Here is a 21,123-nt window from a genome sequence, read left to right on the forward strand (position 1 = left end):
CCGTGTCTGTTTTCAAGGTAAGGAGTAACGAGCACATGGCTCACGCAGCTCAGATCAAAATCCCTGCCACCTACATGCGTGGCGGCACCAGCAAAGGCGTGTTTTTCAGCCTCAAAGACTTGCCTGAATCCGCACAAATTCCAGGCCCGGCCCGCGACGCTTTGTTGCTGCGCGTGATCGGCAGCCCCGACCCGTACGACAAGCAAATCGACGGCATGGGCGGTGCGACCTCCAGCACCAGCAAAACCGTGATCCTGTCGAAAAGCCTCAAGGCCGATCACGACGTCGATTACCTGTTCGGTCAGGTGTCCATCGACAAGCCTTTCGTGGACTGGAGCGGCAACTGCGGCAACCTGTCGGCAGCGGTCGGTTCGTTCGCGATCAGCAACGGCCTGGTCGACGCCAGCCGCATTCCGCACAACGGCGTTGCCGTGGTTCGCGTGTGGCAGGCCAACATCGGCAAGACCATCATCGCCCACGTGCCGATCACCAACGGTGAAGTGCAGGAAACCGGTGATTTCGAACTCGATGGCGTGACTTTTCCGGCCGCCGAAGTGCAGGTCGAATTCATGGACCCGGCGGCGGAAGAAGAGGGCGGCGGTGGTTCGATGTTCCCTACCGGCAACCTGGTGGACGACCTCGAAGTACCCGGCGTCGGAACCTTCAAGGCGACCATGATCAACGCCGGCATCCCGACGATTTTCGTCAATGCCGAAGACATCGGTTACACCGGCACCGAGTTGCAGGGCGCGATCAACAGCGACCCGAAAGCGTTGCTGATGTTCGAAACCATCCGTGCCTACGGCGCATTGCGCATGGGCCTGATCTCGAACATCGACGAAGCGGCCAAGCGTCAACACACCCCGAAAGTGGCCTTCGTGGCCAAGCCGGCGGACTACGTGTCGTCCAGTGGCAAAGCCATTGCAGCAGGGGATGTCGACTTGCTGGTTCGGGCGTTGTCGATGGGTAAATTGCACCACGCGATGATGGGCACGGCGGCGGTGGCGATCGGCACGGCAGCAGCGATTACCGGGACGTTGGTGAACCTCGCCGCGGGCGGTGTCGAACGCAATGCCGTACGTTTCGGTCATCCATCCGGCACGCTGCGTGTGGGCGCAGAAGCCAGCCTGGTCAACGGTGAGTGGACCGTGAACAAAGCCATCATGAGCCGCAGTGCGCGGGTGTTGATGGAAGGTTATGTTCGCGTACCAGGTGATTCCTTCTGACGTAAATTCAGAAATCACCGAAAACCCTGTTGGGGGCGAGCTTGCTCGCGATGAGGCTTACACATTCAACATCTTTGTTGGCTGACTCACCGCTATCGCGAGCAAGTCGAATCGTCGCACCGTCGCTCCCACAGTTGACTGCATTTCAAAATAAGAAAGCTTTACTCGACTGAGATTGACCCTGAACCGAGGTCCCATCAACGAACCACTTCAAGAGTGAATCGAACATGAGTGCCAACGTCGACCAGAACATTCGCCCCGAGTACGACCGTGTCCTGCAGGACATTGCCGACTACGTCCTCACCTTCAACATCCAATCCCAAGAAGCCCTCGACACCGCCCGCAACTGCCTGATGGACACGCTGGGCTGCGGTCTTCTGGCGCTGCGATTTCCCGAATGCACCAAACACCTGGGCCCTATCGTCGAAGGCACCGTCGTGCCGTTCGGTGCCCGCGTGCCCGGCACCAGCTATCGCCTTGATCCGGTCAAAGCCGCGTGGGACATCGGCTGCATCGTGCGCTGGCTCGATTACAACGACACTTGGCTCGCCGCCGAGTGGGGGCATCCGTCGGATAACCTTGGCGCCATTCTCGCGGTGGCCGATCACCTGTCGCAAAAGAGCCTGGCCAATGGCGAGGCGCCGCTGACCGTTCGCGCGGTGCTCGAAGCGATGATCATGGCCCACGAAATTCAAGGCGTGATTGCCCTGGAAAATTCCTTCAATCGCGTCGGCCTCGATCACGTCATCCTGGTGAAAGTCGCCTCGACGGCGGTCACCGCCAAACTCATGGGCGCCAGTCGCGAGCAGTTGCTGTCGGCGTTGTCCCATGCGTTCGCCGACGGCCAGGCGCTGCGCACGTATCGGCATGCGCCCAATGCCGGCTCGCGCAAATCCTGGGCCGCCGGCGATGCGACCAGTCGCGGCGTCCGATTGGCAGACATCGCCATGCGGGGCGAGATGGGCATTCCCGGCGTGCTGACGGCCAGGCAGTGGGGCTTTTACGATGTTTTGTTCAGCCACACCAACAATGATCTGGCGCTCAAACCCGAAGACAAACGGGCCTTCAGTTTCTCGCGGCCGTACGGCAGTTATGTGATGGAAAACGTGCTGTTCAAAATCAGTTTTCCGGCGGAGTTTCATGCGCAAACCGCCTGCGAAGCAGCCGTGACATTGCACCCGCAGGTTCGCAATCGGCTGCATGAAATCGACCGCATCGTCATCACCACTCACGAGTCGGCGATCCGCATCATTTCCAAAGTCGGTCCGCTGGCCAATGCGGCGGATCGCGATCACTGCATCCAGTACATGACCGCCGTGCCGCTGGCGTTCGGCAATCTGGTGGCTGAGTACTACGAAGACGACTTCCACGCAGCGCATCCGATCATCGATGTGCTGCGCGAGAAAATGGTCATCGTCGAAGACCCGCGCTTCACCCGCGAATACCTCGAAGCCGACAAACGCTCCATCGCCAATGCGGTGCAAGTGTTCTTCAAGGACGGCTCCAGCACCGAGAACGTGGTGGTCGAATACCCGATCGGCCATCGCCGCCGTCGCGCCGACGGTATCCCGCTGCTGGAAGACAAATTCAAGGCCAACCTGGCCACGCGTTTTACCGCCCAGCGCAGTGCGCAGATTGTTGCGTTGTGCACAGATCAGGCTGCTCTGGAAGCTACGCCGGTCAATCGCTTCGTGGACCTGTTCGTGCTCTGAGCCACTTTTCCATCGGCAATTTGGTGATCGCAAACCCGGTCAGCAGAATCGCCGAATACATCATCAGTTCCTGGGACAAGGGTTGCCCCTCGTACCAGGCGCCGATGATCACGGCGAACACCGGAAAGATGATAAACACGAAGGACAAAATGATCGGGCTCAGGCGTTTGAGCAGCAGGAAATAAACGATGAACCCGCCCACCGATGCGACCAGCCCCAGATAGAGCAGGGCACTCCACGACCGCGCGCTGATAGCCGTAAAAATCGGCGCCTCAACCTGCAAACCAGCGAGAAACAACATCACCCCGGCGATGCCGATGGGCAGCGTGTTGTAGGTGATCACGCTGATCGCGGTGCCGTGTTTTTTGGTCACCACGTAACACAACGCATGCATCACCGCCGCGCAGAGAATCGCCAACACCCCGAACAATTCGGCATGGTCCAGATGCAGGCCCTGGCTGCGGATAATCATGAACAGACTGCCAAAGCCGATGGCGATACCGAGCACTTGCGACGGGTAGATTTTCTCGCGCAGAAACAGCGCCGAAAACAACAGGATGAACACAGGCATACAACTGAACAGCAGCGCTGTCAGCCCCGACGAAACGTGCATCTCGCCGTAGTTGAGCAAGTAATACGGCAAGCTGAAATACGACAGGGTGACGAACACAAAAAACCAGCGGCTTTCCTTGGGAAACAATAGCGGTTCACGCCGCATCAGGGTGAAGCCGAGGAATAACGGAAACGCGATCAAAAAGCGCAGGCCGGCAGCCGTCAGCGGCGGCACGGTTTCGACGGCAATCTTGATCCCCAGCCACGTCGTGCCCCAGCTCAGGCACACGATCAGGAACAGCACGCTGGTGACCAATGCCGCCAGCCAGGGTTTTCTAACACTTGAAGAGGCACTGATGGCGATGGACATGACTCGGCTCCCTTGTCGTCGAAATTGACCTGCAACCGCAAAAGGTCTATCCCTGATTGCACCTGTTTCAAGCACGCTATTCGGGGATTCAATGACTGTCAAAGCAAGTATTGCCATGGTGTCAATCCTGCGCGATGGCCTCGCCAGCGGGGTGGGCGTGAAGTACAAGCGTCTGGCGGATGCCGTCGAAAAAGCCATCGTCGAGGGGGTGATCGAACCCGGCAGCAAGTTGCCGCCTCATCGGTTGTTGGCGGACAGCCTGGGCGTGACCATCGGTACCATCAGTCGCGCGTATGGCGAGCTTGAACGCGTGGGCCTGGTCCTCGCTCGTGTGGGTGACGGCACCTATGTGCGTCAGCGCGGAATGGAGCGTCCGCGTGACGGTGGGTTTCGCAATGTCAGCGATGAGCCGCAGGGCTTTTTTGACATGAGCCGCAACCAGCCGATACCGGGGCGAGAGGCGCTGTTTCTGAGTCAGAGCCTGCAAGCGTTGGCCCTTGATCCGGGGGCGTTGCAACACCTCTGCGGCTACATCGCCGACGCCGGATTACCGCGTCATCGTGTCGCGGGTGCGCACTGGTTGCGGCACCAGGCATTCGAGCCGAATGCCGAGCAGATCGTTTGCGTCAACGGCGGTCAGCACGGTCTGTTGTGTGCCTTGATGGCGTTGCTCAAAGCGGGCGATACCGTGGTCACGGAACATTTGACGTATCCGGGTTTGATCAGTGTCGCGCGCATGCTCGGAATCAAGTTGATCGGTGTCGCGATGGATGATGAAGGGCTGATGCCGGATGCGCTGGGGGACGTTTGCCGTAACCATCGTGTGTCGGCGTTGTATTGCACGCCGACGATCCAGAATCCTACGGCGGCGGTGATGTCCGTTCCACGGCGCGAGGCCATTGCAGCGGTCTGCCGACAACACAATCTGCTGATTTTTGAGGATGAAGCCCACGCGGTTTTGGCGCCGCAGCGACCGCTGCCCCTGAGCCATTTTGCCCCGGAGCGTTCGGTGTTGATTGGCAGCTTGAGCAAGGCTGTTTCTGCGGGTTTGCGCGTCGGTTATCTGCATGCGCCGCATCCGTTGATCGGACGCTTGAGCGCAGCCGTGCGCGGGACGTGCTGGATGGCCAGTCCGCTAACGCTGGAAGTGGCGAGTCAGTGGATCGAAAACGGCGTTGCCGAGCAGTTGTTGGGGCAGCAGAGGGTCGAGATCAGTCGACGTAAGTCACTGGTCGCGGGATTGCTGGATGGGTTGGTTTACAAGACTCATTCCCACAGCCCGCACTTCTGGATCGAAGTGCCCGAGCCATGGCGGGCATCGCAGATCGCAGCGGAGCTCAAGGAGAATAATTATCGGGTGGCGACTGCCGAGGCGTTTGCGGTGGGGCATGGGGCGGTGCCGCAGTTCATTCGGGCGAGTGTGTGCAATTCGGCGGGGGATGATCGGTTGTTGCTGCGAGGGTTTGAAGCATTGGCCGGGGCGCTGGCCGAGACCGCGTAATCGTTCATCGCGGGCAAGCCACGCTCCCACAGTGGATCTTCAGTGAACACAACGTTTGTGCACGACAAAGATCCCCTGTGGGGGTGTGGCTTGCCCGCGATGGCGACAGCACAGGCACTGGGGGGCTACTTGAACCGCCGCTCCACACCCTTCTCAACAAGAATCTTCGCCGAAATCTCTTCCACCGAAAAATGCGTGGAGTTGATGTGCGGAATGTTCTCGCGGCGGAACAGATTCTCCACCTCGCGCACTTCAAATTCGCACTGGGCATAGCTCGAATAACGGCTGTTGGGTTTGCGCTCATTGCGGATCGCAGTGAGGCGGTCCGGGTCGATCGTCAGGCCAAACAGCTTGTGCTGGTGGGCGCGCAGGGCGCTGGGCAGGGTCAGGCGTTCCATGTCGTCTTCGGTCAGCGGGTAGTTGGCCGCGCGGATACCGAATTGCATGGCCATGTACAGGCAGGTCGGGGTCTTGCCGCAACGCGACACGCCGACCAGGATCAGATCGGCCTTGTCGTAGTAGTGCGTGCGGGCGCCGTCGTCGTTGTCGAGGGCGAAGTTCACCGCCTCGATGCGTTCCATGTAATTGGTGTTGGCACCAATGGAGTGGGACTTGCCGACGGTGTAGGAAGAATGCTCGGTCAATTCCTGCTCAAGCGGCGCCAGGAAGGTCGAGAAAATGTCGATCATGAAACCATTGGAAGTCGCGAGGATCTCACGAATGTCCTGATTGACGATCGTGTCGAAAATAATCGGCCGGAAGCCGTCGGTTTCGGCGGCTTTGTTGATTTGTTGTACCATGGCCCGCGCTTTATCCACGTTGTCGATGTACGGTCGCGTGAATTTGCTGAAGGTAATGTTTTCGAACTGCGCCAGGAGGCTTTGACCCAGGGTTTCGGCCGTGATGCCGGTACCGTCGGAAATAAAGAAAGCAGATCGTTTCATTTGCACCTTGGGCCTTAAGCTAATGACGAATCTTGGATATGATAGGCGCGGTTTGTCGGCCGCCAGTGGCCCGCATTCTCACTTATTTTCCAGGTCCAGGCCATACAGCTGGCAAACGCTCCCCCGAGCAGCCGGCTTCTGAGCTTTTCCAACACAGTTAGTGGAGAGATCACCTTGGTAGAGTACGTAGTTTCCCTCGATAAGCTCGGCAAACACGATGTTGAGCATGTGGGGGGCAAGAACGCATCCCTGGGCGAGATGATCAGTAACCTCGCAGGTGCCGGTGTATCGGTGCCCGGTGGCTTCGCCACGACAGCTCAGGCTTATCGTGATTTTCTGGAACTGAGCGGTCTCAACGATCAGATCCATGCCGCCCTCGACGCCCTGGATGTCGACGATGTCAACGCCCTGGCCCGTACCGGTGCCCAGATTCGTCAATGGATCATGGAAGCCGAGTTCCCCGAGAAGCTCAACGCCGAAATCCGCACCGCGTTCGCCACGCTGTCGGCCGGCAACCCTGACATGGCCGTGGCCGTGCGCTCTTCCGCTACCGCCGAAGACTTGCCGGACGCTTCTTTCGCCGGTCAGCAGGAAACCTTCCTGAACATCCGTGGTGTCGAAAACGTCATTCGCGCCGCCAAAGAGGTGTTCGCTTCGCTGTTCAACGACCGTGCGATTTCCTACCGCGTGCACCAGGGCTTCGACCACAAGCTGGTGGCCCTGTCGGCTGGCGTTCAGCGCATGGTCCGCTCCGAAACCGGCACCGCCGGCGTGATGTTCACCCTCGATACTGAATCAGGCTTCCGTGACGTGGTGTTCATCACCGGCGCCTACGGCCTGGGTGAAACCGTCGTACAAGGCGCGGTGAACCCGGATGAGTTCTACGTCCACAAAGGCACGCTGGCCGCTGGTCGCCCAGCCATCCTGCGCCGCAACCTGGGCAGCAAAGCCATCAAGATGATCTACGGCGAAGTCGCCACGGCCGGTAAATCGGTCAAGACCATCGACGTCGACAAGGCTGATCGCGCACGTTTCTGCCTGACCGACGCCGAAGTCAGCGAACTGGCCAAGCAAGCGATGATCATCGAGAAGCACTACCAGTGCCCAATGGACATCGAATGGGCCAAAGACGGTGACGACGGCAAGCTCTACATCGTTCAGGCCCGTCCTGAAACCGTGAAGAGCCGCACCCAGGCCAACGTCATGGAACGTTACCTGCTGAAAGAAACCGGCACTGTGCTGGTTGAAGGTCGCGCCATCGGCCAGCGCATCGGCGCCGGCAAGGTCCGCATCATCAAGGACGTGTCCGAGATGGACAAAGTCCAGCCAGGCGACGTTCTGGTCTCCGACATGACCGACCCGGACTGGGAACCGGTCATGAAACGCGCCAGCGCCATCGTCACCAACCGTGGCGGTCGTACCTGCCACGCGGCGATCATCGCTCGCGAGCTGGGCATCCCGGCCGTGGTCGGTTGCGGCAACGCCACCCAGTTGTTGAAAGACGGCCAGGGCGTGACCGTTTCCTGCGCTGAAGGCGACACCGGTTACATCTTCGAAGGCGAACTGGGCTTCGACATCAAGAAGAACTCCGTTGACGCCATGCCGGACCTGCCGTTCAAGATCATGATGAACGTCGGCAACCCGGACCGCGCCTTCGATTTCGCACAGCTGCCGAACGCCGGTGTGGGCCTGGCCCGTCTGGAATTCATCATCAACCGCATGATCGGTGTTCACCCTAAAGCGCTGTTGAACTATGACGGTCTGCCGCAGGACATCAAGGACAGCGTCGACAAGCGCATTGCCGGTTACAACGACCCGGTCGACTTCTACGTCGACAAACTGGTCGAAGGCATCAGTACCCTGGCTGCAGCGTTTACACCGAAAAAGGTCATCGTGCGTCTGTCGGACTTCAAGTCCAACGAATACGCAAACCTGATCGGCGGCAAGCTCTACGAGCCGGAAGAAGAAAACCCGATGCTGGGCTTCCGTGGTGCTTCGCGTTACATCAGCGAATCGTTCCGTGACTGCTTCGAACTCGAGTGCCGTGCCCTCAAGCGCGTGCGCAACGAGATGGGCCTGACCAACGTCGAAATCATGGTGCCGTTCGTCCGTACTTTGGGCGAAGCCAGCCAGGTGATCGATCTGCTGGCCGAAAACGGTCTGGCTCGCGGCGAAAACGGTCTGCGCATCATCATGATGTGCGAACTGCCATCTAACGCGATCCTCGCTGAAGAGTTCCTCGAATTCTTCGACGGCTTCTCGATCGGTTCCAACGACCTGACTCAGCTGACGCTGGGCCTGGACCGTGACTCCGGGATCATCGCGCACCTGTTCGACGAGCGTAATCCGGCGGTCAAGAAGCTGCTGGCGAACGCCATTGCCGCGTGTAACAAGGCAGGCAAGTACATCGGCATTTGCGGTCAGGGTCCTTCGGACCACCCGGACCTGGCCAAGTGGCTGATGGAGCAGGGCATTGAAAGCGTTTCGTTGAACCCGGACTCCGTACTGGAAACCTGGTTCTTCCTGGCTGAAGGTCAAGCCTCGGCGTGATGTGAATGAAGCCCCGGTCAAGTGGCCGGGGCTTTAAGAATTGAGTAGGGCGGGCTCCTCTGGATGCCGCCCTTTTTTGTGCAAGAGCATTATGCAAAGCAGCAGCAACCTATTTCCTGTCGCCCTGATCAGCGCCGAACGGCGCGGTGATCTGAGCGAAGATGTTTACCGTTTGAAGCCGGCAAACAGTCCCGACGTCAGCGTCGAGCTGGCCGTTACCCGGTTGGGCATGGCCGATGAGCCGGCGGTACGTGGCGTGCCGGTGATCCTGTTGCACGGCAGCTTCTCCAATCGCCGCTTCTGGTTTTCCCCGAAAGGGTTGGGGTTGGGCGCCTATCTGACGCGTCTGGGATTCGATGTGTGGATTCCCGAAATGCGCGGCCATGGCCTGTCCCAGCGTAACCAGAACTACCGCAAGAACCGTGTCGCCGACTACGCGCGTTACGATCTGCCCGCCATTGGCGCGTTCGTGCGTGAGCAAAGTGGCCAGGTCCCGCACTGGATCGGTCACTCGCTGGGCGGAATTACGTTGGCGGCAGCATTGGGCGGTGAGTACATCGGTGAACCTGTGGTGGCGTCTGCGGCGTTTTTTGGCACGCAGGTCAGCCGCACCTATTGGCCGTTGAAGATTCCCCCGGTGGAGTGGAGCGGGCGCTTTATTCTCAAGCGTTTTGCGCAACTGTCGGGATCACGGCTCAAGCGCGGACCGGAGGACGAGCCGATTGGCCTGGCCCTGGAAAGCATGCGTTGGTACGGATTGTTCGGGCGTTTTGGCGATGCCGACAAAGACTGGTGGGCCGGATTGGCCAATGTGGCGATGCCAGTGTTGGCCGTGAGCGCTGTTGGCGATCATCAGGACCCGGCGTGGGCGTGCCGTAAATTGTTCGAGCAGATCGGTTCCGAGCACAAGCAGTTCATCAACCTTGGCCGCGAACAGGGCTTTGGCGATAATTTTGGCCACGTAGAGATGCTGGTCAGCAAAGCGGCTCAAGCCGAGGTCTGGCCGTTGGTGGCGCGGTGGTTGGGTGATCAACAGACGCCCTTGATGGGCGATAAGCCGGATCTGGCGACGGCAGTTTGAGCCTGATGCTCTAACAAGGGCATTTCGCTCTGATCGGCTTGCGGCTAAGATATGACGCATTAAGCAGTTTTGGTCACGTTTCGACACCCTCGATTGTCTTCCTCTTTACAGGAGTTTCTCGATGAATCATTACCTCACGCCTGACCTGTGCGACGCCTATCCGGAGCTGGTGCAGGTGCTGGAACCGATGTTCAGCAATTTCGGTGGCCGTGATTCTTTCGGCGGCGAAATCGTGACCATCAAGTGCTTCGAAGACAACTCGTTGGTCAAGGAGCAAGCCGAGCTCAAGGGCAATGGCAAGGTGTTGGTGGTCGACGGTGGTGGTTCGCTGCGTCGTGCGCTACTGGGCGACATGATCGCCGAGAAGGCCGCGAAAAACGGTTGGGAAGGGCTGGTGATCTACGGTTGCATCCGTGACGTCGACGTCATTGCACAAACCGACCTGGGGGTTCAGGCCCTGGCCAGCCACCCGATGAAAACCGACAAGCGCGGCATTGGCGATCTGAACGTCGCGGTGACCTTTGCCGGCGTGACGTTCCATCCAGGCCATTACATTTACGCGGACAACAACGGCGTGATCATCTCGCCAAGCCCGCTGAAAATGCCTGAATAACCAGAAACCAACAAAGGGATGCGGATGTTCGAGGAAGAAAACGCGCAGTGGGGCCTGGTGCATGCCCTGGTACTGGACGGTAAAGGCAGTGCGCGTTCGATAGCCCGGACTGAACTCGATGACTTGCAGCTTCAGGCCCATGAGAGCCTGTGGCTGCATTGGGATCGCAGTCATCCGCAAACCCAGACCTGGCTGCGTAAAACCAGCGGTCTGAGTGAATTCAGTTGCGACCTCCTGCTCGAAGAAAATACCCGACCGCGTCTTCTACAGCTTTCGGACAGCGAACTGCTGCTATTTTTGCGTGGGGTCAATTTGAATCCCGGCGCAGAACCGGAAGACATGGTTTCGGTGCGGATTTTCGCCTCGGCCAAGCGGGTTATTTCCCTGCGTTTGCGTCCATTGCGCGCCACCGATGAATTGTTGGTGCAACTCGCCGACGGCAAAGGGCCGAAAACCGCGTCCGAACTCGTCCTGTATATGGCGCAGTACCTCACCAATAAAGTGCAGGATCTGGTCAGTTGCCTCTCGGAAGTGGTCGATGAGGAAGAAGAAAAACTGGATGCCGACGAACGGTATACTCCCGAGCACGGCGCCATATTGCAGATCCGTCGCAGGGCAGCGGCGCTGAAACGTTTTCTTGCACCTCAGCGGGATATTTTCGGGCAACTGACGCGTATAAAATTGCCCTGGTTTGTCGAAGACGATGGCGATTACTGGAACGAATTGAACAACAGCCTGACCCGCTACCTTGAGGAGCTGGAATTGACCCGGGAGCGGGTGGGGCTGGTCCTCGAGGCTGAAGACAGACGTTTGAGCGTGCGCATGAACCGCACGATGTACCGCTTCGGGATCATCACCGGGATCTTTTTGCCGATGAGTTTCCTGACCGGTCTTTTGGGGATCAACGTCGGTGGTATTCCGTTCTCGGCGAGCCCGTATGGCTTCCTGATTGCGTGCCTGATGATGGTCTCGGTGGCGCTCGGGCAGTGGTGGTTATTTCGACGTTTGCGTTGGGTGTGAGCATGCGTCATGTGACCCGGGCAAATTTGATCGCGTCTTTCACAGACATCACGAGAGGTGCGTATGCACGATCCGTTTGAACAGTCTTTGCGCGACATGCTCAATGCATCACCGTCCACCCGGGACGACGATGCGTGCCTTGGGCGTGTACTGAAAACCGCCAATCGCCAGGTCGGCGCTGGCGATCTGTTCAGCCTGCTGGGCCGCTGGTTGCCCGCGCTGATGATTGCCCTCAACAACGGCTCGGCCCACGTCGCGCCAGTCTCCCGCCACCGTAAACCTACCGTTCGCACTGCTGATAAGGCTGATTGAATATGGAACTTGATCTCTGGACTCAGAGCCTCGTCACTGCAATGACTGCGTTATGGACAAAGGTTGCGAACTTCATTCCGAACCTGTTCGGCGCATTGGTTGTGCTGCTGTTGGGTTTTGTCGTGGCGAAACTTTTGGACACTTTATTGTCCAAGCTGCTCGCCAAGCTGGGTCTCGATCGCCTGATGGGCGGCACCGGTCTGACTAAATTATTGTCCCGGGCCGGCCTTCAAGTACCGATATCGACCTTGATCGGCAAGATCGTCTATTGGTTCGTCCTGCTGATTTTTCTGGTTTCTGCAGCAGAATCCCTTGGACTTGAACGAGTTTCAGCTACGCTGGATATGCTGGCTTTGTATCTGCCCAAGGTATTTGGCGCAGCGCTGGTGTTGCTGGTGGGTGTGTTGCTGGCGCAATTGGCCAATGGGCTGGTGCGCGGCGCGGCAGAAGGCGTAGGGCTGGACTATGCTTCGGGGTTGGGACGAATTGCTCAGGGCCTGGTGATAATCATCAGTATCTCGGTAGCGATCAGCCAGTTGGAGGTCAAGACAGACCTGCTCAACCATGTGATTGTCATCGTATTGATCACCGTTGGTCTGGCGGTTGCGCTGGCCATGGGGCTGGGAAGCCGGGAAATTGCCGGTCAGATTCTTGCGGGAATCTATGTGCGTGAGCTGTATCAGGTTGGGCAACAAGTGCGTGTTGGCGAGGTCGAAGGTCAGATCGAAGAGATCGGCACGGTTAAAACCACATTGCTGACCGATGAGGGTGAGCTAGTCTCTCTCTCCAATCGGATTCTCTTGGAGCAGCATGTGAGTAGCCGCTAACCCGGCAAACCCTGCTAATGTATGCCGCCGCGAATTGCCCCGAAAGGGCAGCGGCGGACATTGACCTGACTGTCGGCCCGACTTGTTTTGAATAAAGCTCAATCGCTCTCCACGCGCTACGACCCCCGCGAGCTCTCTGATGAGGAGTTGGTCGCGCGCTCGCATACCGAGCTGTTTCACGTAACGCGCGCCTATGAAGAACTGATGCGGCGTTACCAGCGAACATTATTTAACGTCTGTGCCCGATACCTTGGGAACGATCGCGACGCAGACGATGTCTGTCAGGAAGTGATGTTGAAGGTGCTGTACGGCTTGAAGAACTTCGAGGGGAAATCGAAGTTCAAGACATGGCTATATAGCATCACGTACAACGAATGCATCACACAGTATCGGAAGGAACGGCGAAAGCGTCGCTTGATGGACGCTTTGAGTCTGGACCCCCTTGAGGAAGCGTCTGAAGAAAAGGCGCCGAAACCCGAGGATAAGGGTGGACTTGATCGCTGGCTGGTGTATGTAAACCCGATTGACCGTGAAATTCTGGTGCTACGTTTTGTCGCAGAGCTGGAATTTCAAGAGATCGCGGATATCATGCATATGGGTTTGAGTGCGACAAAAATGCGGTACAAACGTGCTCTTGATAAATTGCGTGAGAAATTTGCAGGCATTGCTGAAACTTAGTTCAGCGCAAATATCTCTTACGTGTAGGCTAGTTCTGATAGACTAGCCGCCGAGTTGTCCCCCGGTTTGAGGGACTGCTTTACAATCACCAGATGGGGATTTAACGGATGAAACTGAAAAACACCTTGGGCTTGGCCATTGGTACTCTTATTGCCGCTACTTCGTTCGGCGTTCTGGCACAAGGCCAAGGCGCAGTTGAAGGCGAGCTCAACTACGGGAAGAAGTACAACGACAGCGTTAAGAACGTTGAAGACGGCTACACTCCTGGCGCCTCCATCGGTTACTTCTTGACCGACGACGTATCGTTGAACCTGACCTACAATGCTGACGACCACACCCGTTCGAACAACGGTACCGGTTCTCAGAAAATTGAAGGCGACCAGTTCGGTCTGAACGCTCAGTACCACTTCAACAACGCTGGCGACGCTCTGCGTCCTTACGTTCAAGGTGGCGTTAAGCACGGCAGCATGACCAACGTAGCCGCTGATGGCCACACCGGTCGTGACCAGTCGACTTTCCTGACTGCTGGCGCTGGTCTGAAGTACTACTTCCTGGAAAACGTCTACGCTCGTGCTGGCGTAGAAGCTGACTACAAACTGGACAACGGCAAGTGGGACTACATCCCATCCGTTGGTCTGGGCGTGAACTTCGGTGGCGGCAACAAGCCAGTCGCTGCTGCTCCAGCTCCAGAAGTCTGCTCCGACAGCGACAACGATGGCGTTTGCGACAACGTTGACAAGTGCCCAGACACCCCAGCCAACGTAACTGTTGACGCTGATGGCTGCCCGGCAGTTGCTGAAGTTGTTCGTGTTGAGCTGGACGTGAAATTCGACTTCGACAAGTCGGTAGTCAAGCCAAACAGCTACGGCGACATCAAGAACCTGGCTGATTTCATGAAGCAGTACCCATCCACCACCACTACTGTTGAAGGTCACACTGACTCCGTCGGTCCTGACGCTTACAACCAGAAACTGTCCGAGCGTCGTGCAAACGCCGTTAAACAAGTTCTGACCAACCAGTACGGTGTTGAATCGTCCCGCGTTCAGTCGATCGGCTACGGCGAAACTCGCCCAGTTGCTGACAACAAAACTGAAGCTGGCCGCGCTGTAAACCGTCGCGTAGAAGCGCAGGTTGAAGCCCAAGGTAAGTAATTACCCGCCGCTCTGAGAAAAGCCCGGCTTAGGCCGGGCTTTTCTTTGTCTGCGATTTGGTGAACCGGGATGTGTCAGGCGCGTTGATATCCGACGTTAATGTCGACGGACAGGGCCTCTTCGCGAGCAGGCTCGCTCGCACAGTTGCCGGCAACTGCTCCAATCACCAGGATGGCCGGGCTTTTCAACGCGAAGGCCAAGGCATCTTCTTCCATCGCCATCAGGCTGCTCCGACATTCCCGTTGATGCGGCAACGATGCATTTTCGATCATCGCCACCGGCGTATCTGCTGACATTGCGCCCGCCAGCAGTTGCTCACGGATCTCGCTGAGCTTCGCAACACCCATGTAGATCACCAGCGTCGTGCCACCTTGAGCGAGTGCTTGCCAGTTCAGGCTGCTGCCATCCTGAGTGTGGGCGGTCACCAGCGTCACGCCTCGCGCGACACCGCGCAGGGTCAACGGAATATCGCATTGAGTCGCGCCAGCCAGGCCGGCGGTGATGCCATTGACCAGCTCGGCCTCGACCCCGCGCTCACGCAACCACTGCGCTTCTTCACCGCCACGCCCGAAGATGCACGGGTCACCCCCCTTGAGCCGCACGACGCATTTGCCCTGACGGGCATAACGCAGCATCAAACGATGAATGAATTCCTGTGGCGTAGAGCGGCAGCCACCGCGTTTACCCACCGGAATAATGCGCGCGCCGGGGCAGTGCTCAAGCACCGCGTCGTTGACCAGATCGTCGATCAGCACCACATCCGCTTCTCTCAACGCTCGAACAGCTTTAAGGGTCAGCAATTCAGGGTCACCGGGACCCGCGCCCACCAGCCAGACTTTTGCGTTCATTGTGTTTTCCTCACGAGATGATGGCGACCGGCTGCGCGGTGGCGGCCAGCAAACGCTTGATTTCCGGGACGCAGGAGCCGCATTGCGTGCCGCAACCCAATTCCTGTTTCAAACCCTGCAAGTCCAGGCCGCGGCGGATGCCGGCGCAGACCGCGTTTTGGCTGACGTTTTTGCAGTTGCACAGGGTTTTGTTGCCGATGGCTTCGGCGTCGACCTGGCCCGGCGGTGCACTCAGTGGGGCGAGCAGCCAGCGTCGCAGTTGTTCATCGGCGCGACCTTCGAGCCAGAGGTTTTGCAACCAGTGCCGGGCAAGGGTTTCACCCGCCAAGCGGATCGCGGTGATCCGTCCGTTCTCGATCCGCACGCGTTTACCGATGGAACGCCGTGGATCGTCGTAGGCCAGCACCGGACCGTCGTTGAGCCCCAGGCCTTGATCGATATCGCGCAGCAGTTGTGGGTCTGGCGCGGTGGCGTTGGCAGCGCGTATCAGCAGTGCAGGGCGCTCACGGCCTGCCAGGCTGAGACTGACGTAGGAAAACGCCTGGCAAAGGGGTCGTAGCGTCTCAAAATGCTGTTGGACATCACCCTCTACCAGCGCGAAAAGGTGCCAGGGCAACTGCACTGGCTCGAGGCGCACGCCACTGTGCTTGAGCTCAGGTTGTTTCGACAACGGGTCGAAGGCGGGCAGGGTGAGGCTGTTCACCCCCCCCTTGAAGAAACGGTCACCAAAATGCATCGGCAAAAAGGCTTGGCCCGGGCGCACGCTGTCGTCACTGGCGACCGGCACGATCACCGCGCCGCGGCGGCTTTTCAGGCTGATCAAATCCCCGGATTGCAGGCGATGCCGGCGCAGTTCATCCGGGTGCAGGCCCAATACGGCTTCGCTGACATGACCGAACAGCTGCGCCGAAGTGCCGGTGCGGCTCATGCCGTGCCATTGATCGCGCAGGCGACCGGTGATCAGCGTCAGCGGGAAACGTGCATCGCGCTGTTCCTTGGCGGCGCGATATGGATCAGCCACGAACTGCGCGCGGCCGCTGACAGTCGGGAAAACACCGTCGAGATAGAGACGTGCAGTGCCTGCGCTGGCGCCCGCAGGAAAGGGCCATTGTTGCGGGCCGAGCTTGTCGATCAATGCGTGGCTGATCCCGGACAAATCCAGATCCCGACCACGGGTCAGTTGTTTGTATTCGTCGAACACCTGCGCCGGGGTTTCAAAGGCGAACAGGCTGGTGGCTTCCGGGCGTAGACGTTTTTCCAGACGCTGTGCGAAATCCACGGTGATCGCCCAGTCCGGACGTGCTTCACCCGGTGCGACGATTGCCTGACGGACGTGGGAAATGCGCCGCTCGGAGTTGGTTACCGTACCGTCCTTCTCGCCCCAACTGGCGGCGGGCAACAACAGGTCGGCAAACCTCACGGTTTCAGTGGTGCGAAAGGCCTCCTGCAACACCACGAACGGGCAGGCTTGCAGTGCCGCGCGCACGGCCGTCTGATCGGGAAGCGACTGAGCGGGGTTGGTGCAGGCGATCCACAAGGCTTTGATCTTTCCGCTGCCCACCTGCTCAAACAACTCAATGGCCGTCAGCCCCGGGTTTTCCGGCAGTTGATCGACACCCCAATAAGCCGCCACGTCAGCGCGGTGCTCGGCATTGGCGGCATCGCGATGGCCCGGCAACAGGTTCGACAGACTGCCGGTTTCCCGGCCGCCCATGGCGTTCGGCTGACCGGTCAAAGAGAAAGGTCCTGCACCAGGACGGCCGATTTGTCCGGTCGCCAGGTGCAAATTGATCAGTGCGCTGTTCTTTGCACTGCCGGCGGTGGACTGGTTCAGCCCCATGCACCACAACGACAGGAAACTCGGTGAAGTACCGACCCATTCGGCGCATTGCTGCAGTTGCTCAACGCTGATTCCGCACAGTTGCGACACCATCTGCGGGGTGTAGTCGCGCACCAGAGTCTTCAGCTCGGGCAAGCCGTCGGTGTGGGCCTTGATGTAGTCGCGGTCGATCCAGTCTTCCCACAGCAGCAGGTGCAAAATCCCATGGAACAAGGCGACATCGGTCCCCGGAAGAATCGCCAGGTGCAGGTCAGCCAAATCGCAGGTGTCAGTACGACGCGGGTCGATGACGATGACTTTCATCTGTGGTCGGCGGGATTTGGCTTCTTCGAGGCGGCGAAACAGTACCGGGTGGGCGTAGGCCATGTTGCTGCCGACGATCATCACGCAGTCGCTCAATTCCAGGTCTTCATAGCTGCACGGTGGTGCATCGGCGCCCAGGCTGCGCTTGTAGCCGACCACCGCCGACGACATGCACAGCCGCGAATTACTGTCGATGTTATTGGTGCCCACCAGCGCCCGCGCCAGTTTGTTGAAGGCGTAGTAGTCCTCCGTCAGCAACTGCCCGGAGATGTAGAACGCCACGCTGTCCGGGCCATGTTCGGCAATGGTTTTGGCGAAAACGCTGGCGGCGTGATCAAGTGCGGTGTCCCAGTCGGTGCGGCTGCGCGCCAGGCCTTTGCCCAGGCGCAGTTCCGGGTACAGCGCCCGTGCCGTCAAGTCGCCGGTCAGATGCAGGGTTGATCCCTTGCTGCACAATTTGCCGAAATTTGCCGGGTGCGCCGGATCGCCGCTGACGCCGAGGATGCGCTCGCCGTCATGTTCGATCAGCACGCCGCAGCCGACCCCGCAATAACAGCAGGTGGACGCGGTGATCTGGCGGTCCATCAGCCTGCGTCCCGCAGGGCCAGCATCACTCGGCCATTTTCGACCCGCGCCGGGTGGTGATGGGCGCAGCCGATGTCCGGGGCCTGGGCTTCGCCGCTTTCCAGGTCGATTTGCCAGTTGTGCAGCGGACAGGCCACTCGCTTGCCGTAGATCAAACCTTGGGACAACGGTCCGCCCTTGTGTGGGCAACGGTCATCGAGGGCGAACACTTCATCATCGCTGGTGCGAAAAATCGCGATGTCACCTTTGGGGCCGGCAATGATCCGCGAGCCCAGGGCGTTGATTTCTTCCAGTGCGCAGATATCCAGCCAGTTCATGCCAGCACCTCCAGGTTCTTCACGGGAATGACGTCGAATTCTTTTTTCAGCAATGGCTGCGTCAGGCGTTCTTTCCACGGATCCTGTTCGAACGACAGCGAGAATTGCAGCCGGTCATTGAGCGCCTTGCGCCGTTCCGGGTCTTCCAGCACGGCTTTCTTGATGTGGTCCATGCCGACCCGTTGCAGGTAATGCACGGTGCGTTCGAGGTAGAAGGCTTCTTCGCGATAGAGCTGCAAAAACGCGCCGTTGTATTCGCGCACCTCTTCAGCGGTTTTCAATTTGACGAAAAACTCGGCGACTTCGGTTTTGATCCCACCGTTGCCGCCGATGTACATCTCCCAGCCGGAATCCACGCCGATGATGCCGACGTCCTTGATGCCTGCTTCCGAACAGTTGCGCGGGCAACCGGAGACGGCCAGTTTGACTTTGTGCGGCGACCACATGTTGAACAGGTCATGCTCCAGTTCGATGCCCAGCTGCGTGGAATTTTGCGTGCCGAAACGGCAGAACTCACTGCCGACGCAGGTCTTCACGGTGCGGATGGATTTGCCGTAGGCGTGGCCGGACGGCATGTCGAGGTCTTTCCAGACGCCCGGCAGGTCCTGTTTCTTGATCCCCAGCAAGTCGATGCGCTGACCGCCGGTGACCTTGACCATCGGCACGTTGTACTTGTCGGCGACGTCGGCGATGCGGCGCAATTCCGAAGGGTTGGTCACGCCTCCCCACATCCGTGGAACCACCGAGTAGGTGCCGTCTTTCTGGATGTTGGCGTGGGCGCGTTCGTTGATCAGGCGCGATTGCGGATCATCCTTGGCTTCGCCCGGCCAGGTGGAAATCAGGTAGTAGTTCAGCGCCGGGCGGCAGGTGGCACAGCCGTTCGGGGTGCGCCAGTTCAGGTAGCTCTGGGTGCCGGCGATGGTGAGCAGATGTTGTTCGCGAATGGCCTGGCGGATTTGCCCGTGGTTGAGGTCGCTGCAACCGCAGATGGCTTTTTCGCTTTTCGGCTTCACGTCTGCCGCGCCGCCCACGGTGTTGATCAGGATCTGCTCGACGAGGCCGGCGCACGAACCGCAAGAGCTGGCAGCCTTGGTGTGTTTTTTCACCTCGTCGACACTGAACAGCCCGTGTTCCTGAATCGCCTTGACGATGGTGCCTTTGCACACGCCGTTGCAGCCGCAGACTTCGGCGGTGTCGGCCATGCTCATGGCCTTGTCCTGGCCCTGATGTCCTACGTCGCCTAATGCGTTTTCACCAAACATGAGGTGATCGCGGATCTCGCCAATGGCGTGATTCTCACGAATCTGCCGGAAATACCAACCGCCATCTGCCGTATCGCCGTACAGACAGGCACCGACCAGCACGTCATCCTTGATCACCAGTTTTTTGTAGACGCCACCGATCGGGTCGGAGAGGGTGATGGTTTCGGTGCCTTCGCCACCCATGAAGTCGCCGGCGGAGAACAGGTCAATGCCGGTGACTTTCAGTTTGGTCGACGTCACCGAACCTTGATAACGGGCGAAGCCCAATTGGGCGAGGTGATTGGCGCAAACCTTGGCTTGCTCGAACAGCGGTGCAACCAGGCCGTAGGCGATGCCGCGATGGCTGGCGCACTCGCCGATGGCGTAGACCCGTGGGTCGTAGGTTTGCATCGTGTCGTTGACCAGAATCCCGCGATTGCAGGGAATGCCGGATTTTTCCGCGAGTTCGGTGTTGGGGCGGATGCCGGCGGCCATGACCACCAGGTCGGCGGGAATTATGTCGCCGTTCTTGAATTCAACCGAGCCGACCCGGCCATTGCCGGCATCGTGCAGGGCCTGGGTTTGTTCGCAGAGGCGAAAGTGCAGGCCACGCGCTTCAAGGGCGGTTTGCAGCAACTGGCCGCTGGTCTTGTCGAGTTGTCGTTCCAACAACCATTCACCGAGGTGCACCACGGTCACGTGCATGCCGCGCAGCATCAAGCCATTTGCGGCTTCCAGACCGAGCAATCCGCCGCCGATGACCACGGCGTGCTTGTGGGTCTTGGCGGTGTTGATCATGGCCTGGGTGTCGGCGATGTCACGGTAACCGATCACGCCCTGCAAGGTGTTGCCCGGGATCGGCAGGATGAACGGGGTCGAGCCGGTGGCGATCAACAGGCGATCGTATTCGGCCTCGGTGCCGTCTTCGGCGATGACCCGGCGTTTGACCCGATCGATCTCCACCACTTTGCGGTTGAGCAGCAGCTTGATGTTGTTATCCAGGTACCAGTCGAGGTCGTTGAGCACGATCTCTTCGAACGTTTGTTCGCCGGCCAGTACCGGCGACAACAGGATGCGGTTGTAGTTGGTGTGGGGTTCGGCGCCGAAGACCGTGATGTCGTACAGCTCGTTGCTCAACTTGAGCAGTTCTTCCAGGGTGCGAACCCCGGCCATGCCGTTGCCGATCATCACCAGTTTTAATTTTTTCATCAGGTTCTCCGGGGGAGCGGTGACCCGCCTCATCAGGGCTTCAGGTCTGGCTCGACAAATTTTGCGCAAACAAAAAAAGGCGTCCCGCTAGTTGCCTAGCGAGGACGCCTTTGTCCTGGTCCCGTTCTCTCGGGAAGCGCAGTCTTCATCGTTGAAGGCTGGGCTTTATGTGTGGTGGAAAGGGTAATGCAGTGGTTGTGCCAAGTGCTTCAGGTGGCCGGATTTACTGGGTTTGGTCGAAGA

Annotated in this window: 17 protein-coding genes; 11 read left to right on the plus strand and 6 right to left on the minus strand. The window is 58.8% G+C overall.

Going from position 1 to position 21,123, the window contains the following annotated elements; translation table 11 throughout:
• Nucleotides 1-35 precede the first annotated feature (35 nt).
• Together prpF and prpD are read left to right on the plus strand one after the other, a co-directional pair.
• Entirely contained in the window at nucleotides 36-1,226 is a 1,191-nt protein-coding gene (gene prpF, locus D882_RS0106880; protein WP_027922548.1) for a 2-methylaconitate cis-trans isomerase PrpF, read from the plus strand.
• A gap of 227 nt (nucleotides 1,227-1,453) precedes the next feature.
• Nucleotides 1,454-2,938: a 2-methylcitrate dehydratase gene (gene prpD / locus D882_RS0106885; protein ID WP_027922549.1), complete on the plus strand. Its 1,485-nt coding sequence runs from the start codon at nucleotides 1,454-1,456 to the stop codon at nucleotides 2,936-2,938.
• On the opposite strand, the gene D882_RS0106890 is transcribed toward prpD, so the two are convergent.
• Complete coding sequence (locus D882_RS0106890) at nucleotides 2,907-3,815, minus strand: DMT family transporter (protein ID WP_371258939.1); 909 nt, start codon at nucleotides 3,813-3,815, stop codon at nucleotides 2,907-2,909. The two genes, prpD and D882_RS0106890, sit on opposite strands and share 32 nt — an antisense overlap.
• Nucleotides 3,816-3,951: 136 nt before the next feature.
• Between D882_RS0106890 and D882_RS0106895 the strand changes: the two genes are divergently transcribed.
• Nucleotides 3,952-5,361, plus strand: a complete 1,410-nt coding sequence (locus D882_RS0106895; RefSeq protein WP_050590150.1) for a PLP-dependent aminotransferase family protein — start codon at nucleotides 3,952-3,954, stop codon at nucleotides 5,359-5,361.
• A 125-nt stretch (nucleotides 5,362-5,486) separates the two neighbouring features.
• On the opposite strand, the gene D882_RS0106900 is transcribed toward D882_RS0106895, so the two are convergent.
• Complete coding sequence (locus D882_RS0106900; RefSeq protein ID WP_027922552.1) at nucleotides 5,487-6,305, minus strand: pyruvate, water dikinase regulatory protein; 819 nt, start codon at nucleotides 6,303-6,305, stop codon at nucleotides 5,487-5,489.
• Between the two features lie 174 nt (nucleotides 6,306-6,479).
• Between D882_RS0106900 and ppsA the strand changes: the two genes are divergently transcribed.
• The 8 genes from ppsA (at nucleotide 6,480) to D882_RS0106945 (ending at nucleotide 14,537) form a co-directional block, all read left to right on the plus strand.
• Complete coding sequence (gene ppsA, locus D882_RS0106910; protein ID WP_027922553.1) at nucleotides 6,480-8,855, plus strand: phosphoenolpyruvate synthase; 2,376 nt, start codon at nucleotides 6,480-6,482, stop codon at nucleotides 8,853-8,855.
• Nucleotides 8,856-8,946: 91 nt separating this feature from the next.
• Complete coding sequence (locus tag D882_RS0106915) at nucleotides 8,947-9,936, plus strand: alpha/beta fold hydrolase (RefSeq protein WP_027922554.1); 990 nt, start codon at nucleotides 8,947-8,949, stop codon at nucleotides 9,934-9,936.
• A 121-nt stretch (nucleotides 9,937-10,057) separates the two neighbouring features.
• Nucleotides 10,058-10,549, plus strand: coding sequence for a ribonuclease E activity regulator RraA (rraA, locus tag D882_RS0106920; protein WP_027922555.1), 492 nt, complete (start codon nucleotides 10,058-10,060; stop codon nucleotides 10,547-10,549).
• Between the two features lie 24 nt (nucleotides 10,550-10,573).
• Nucleotides 10,574-11,569: a zinc transporter ZntB gene (locus D882_RS0106925; RefSeq protein WP_027922556.1), complete on the plus strand. Its 996-nt coding sequence runs from the start codon at nucleotides 10,574-10,576 to the stop codon at nucleotides 11,567-11,569.
• Nucleotides 11,570-11,632: 63 nt separating this feature from the next.
• Nucleotides 11,633-11,881 carry a hypothetical protein gene (locus D882_RS0106930; protein WP_027922557.1) on the plus strand — a complete coding sequence of 83 codons (249 nt, stop codon included), beginning with the start codon at nucleotides 11,633-11,635 and terminating at the stop codon, nucleotides 11,879-11,881.
• A gap of 2 nt (nucleotides 11,882-11,883) precedes the next feature.
• On the plus strand, nucleotides 11,884-12,708 hold the full coding sequence (locus tag D882_RS0106935; RefSeq protein WP_008048604.1) for a mechanosensitive ion channel domain-containing protein: 825 nt from the start codon (nucleotides 11,884-11,886) through the stop codon (nucleotides 12,706-12,708).
• Between the two features lie 87 nt (nucleotides 12,709-12,795).
• On the plus strand, nucleotides 12,796-13,386 hold the full coding sequence (gene sigX, locus D882_RS0106940) for an RNA polymerase sigma factor SigX (protein ID WP_008146300.1): 591 nt from the start codon (nucleotides 12,796-12,798) through the stop codon (nucleotides 13,384-13,386).
• A gap of 107 nt (nucleotides 13,387-13,493) precedes the next feature.
• Nucleotides 13,494-14,537, plus strand: coding sequence for an OmpA family protein (locus D882_RS0106945; RefSeq protein ID WP_027922558.1), 1,044 nt, complete (start codon nucleotides 13,494-13,496; stop codon nucleotides 14,535-14,537).
• A 74-nt stretch (nucleotides 14,538-14,611) separates the two neighbouring features.
• Here the strand turns inward: D882_RS0106945 and cobA are convergent, their stop codons facing one another.
• From cobA to nirB, 4 genes are read right to left on the minus strand one after another with little or no spacing between them, the layout of a single operon-like run.
• Nucleotides 14,612-15,385 carry a uroporphyrinogen-III C-methyltransferase gene (gene cobA / locus D882_RS0106950; RefSeq protein WP_027922559.1) on the minus strand — a complete coding sequence of 258 codons (774 nt, stop codon included), beginning with the start codon at nucleotides 15,383-15,385 and terminating at the stop codon, nucleotides 14,612-14,614.
• Nucleotides 15,386-15,395: 10 nt separating this feature from the next.
• On the minus strand, nucleotides 15,396-18,113 hold the full coding sequence (locus D882_RS0106955; RefSeq protein ID WP_027922560.1) for a nitrate reductase: 2,718 nt from the start codon (nucleotides 18,111-18,113) through the stop codon (nucleotides 15,396-15,398).
• Nucleotides 18,113-18,430: a nitrite reductase small subunit NirD gene (gene nirD, locus D882_RS0106960; protein WP_027922561.1), complete on the minus strand. Its 318-nt coding sequence runs from the start codon at nucleotides 18,428-18,430 to the stop codon at nucleotides 18,113-18,115. Before nirD ends, D882_RS0106955 begins: the two co-directional genes overlap by 1 nt.
• On the minus strand, nucleotides 18,427-20,880 hold the full coding sequence (nirB, locus tag D882_RS0106965; RefSeq protein WP_027922562.1) for a nitrite reductase large subunit NirB: 2,454 nt from the start codon (nucleotides 20,878-20,880) through the stop codon (nucleotides 18,427-18,429). Before nirB ends, nirD begins: the two co-directional genes overlap by 4 nt.
• Between the last annotated feature and the right edge of the window lie 243 nt (nucleotides 20,881-21,123).

Source organism: Pseudomonas sp. URMO17WK12:I12 (assembly GCF_000514395.1).
GTDB classification, from domain to species: domain Bacteria; phylum Pseudomonadota; class Gammaproteobacteria; order Pseudomonadales; family Pseudomonadaceae; genus Aquipseudomonas; species Aquipseudomonas mucoides.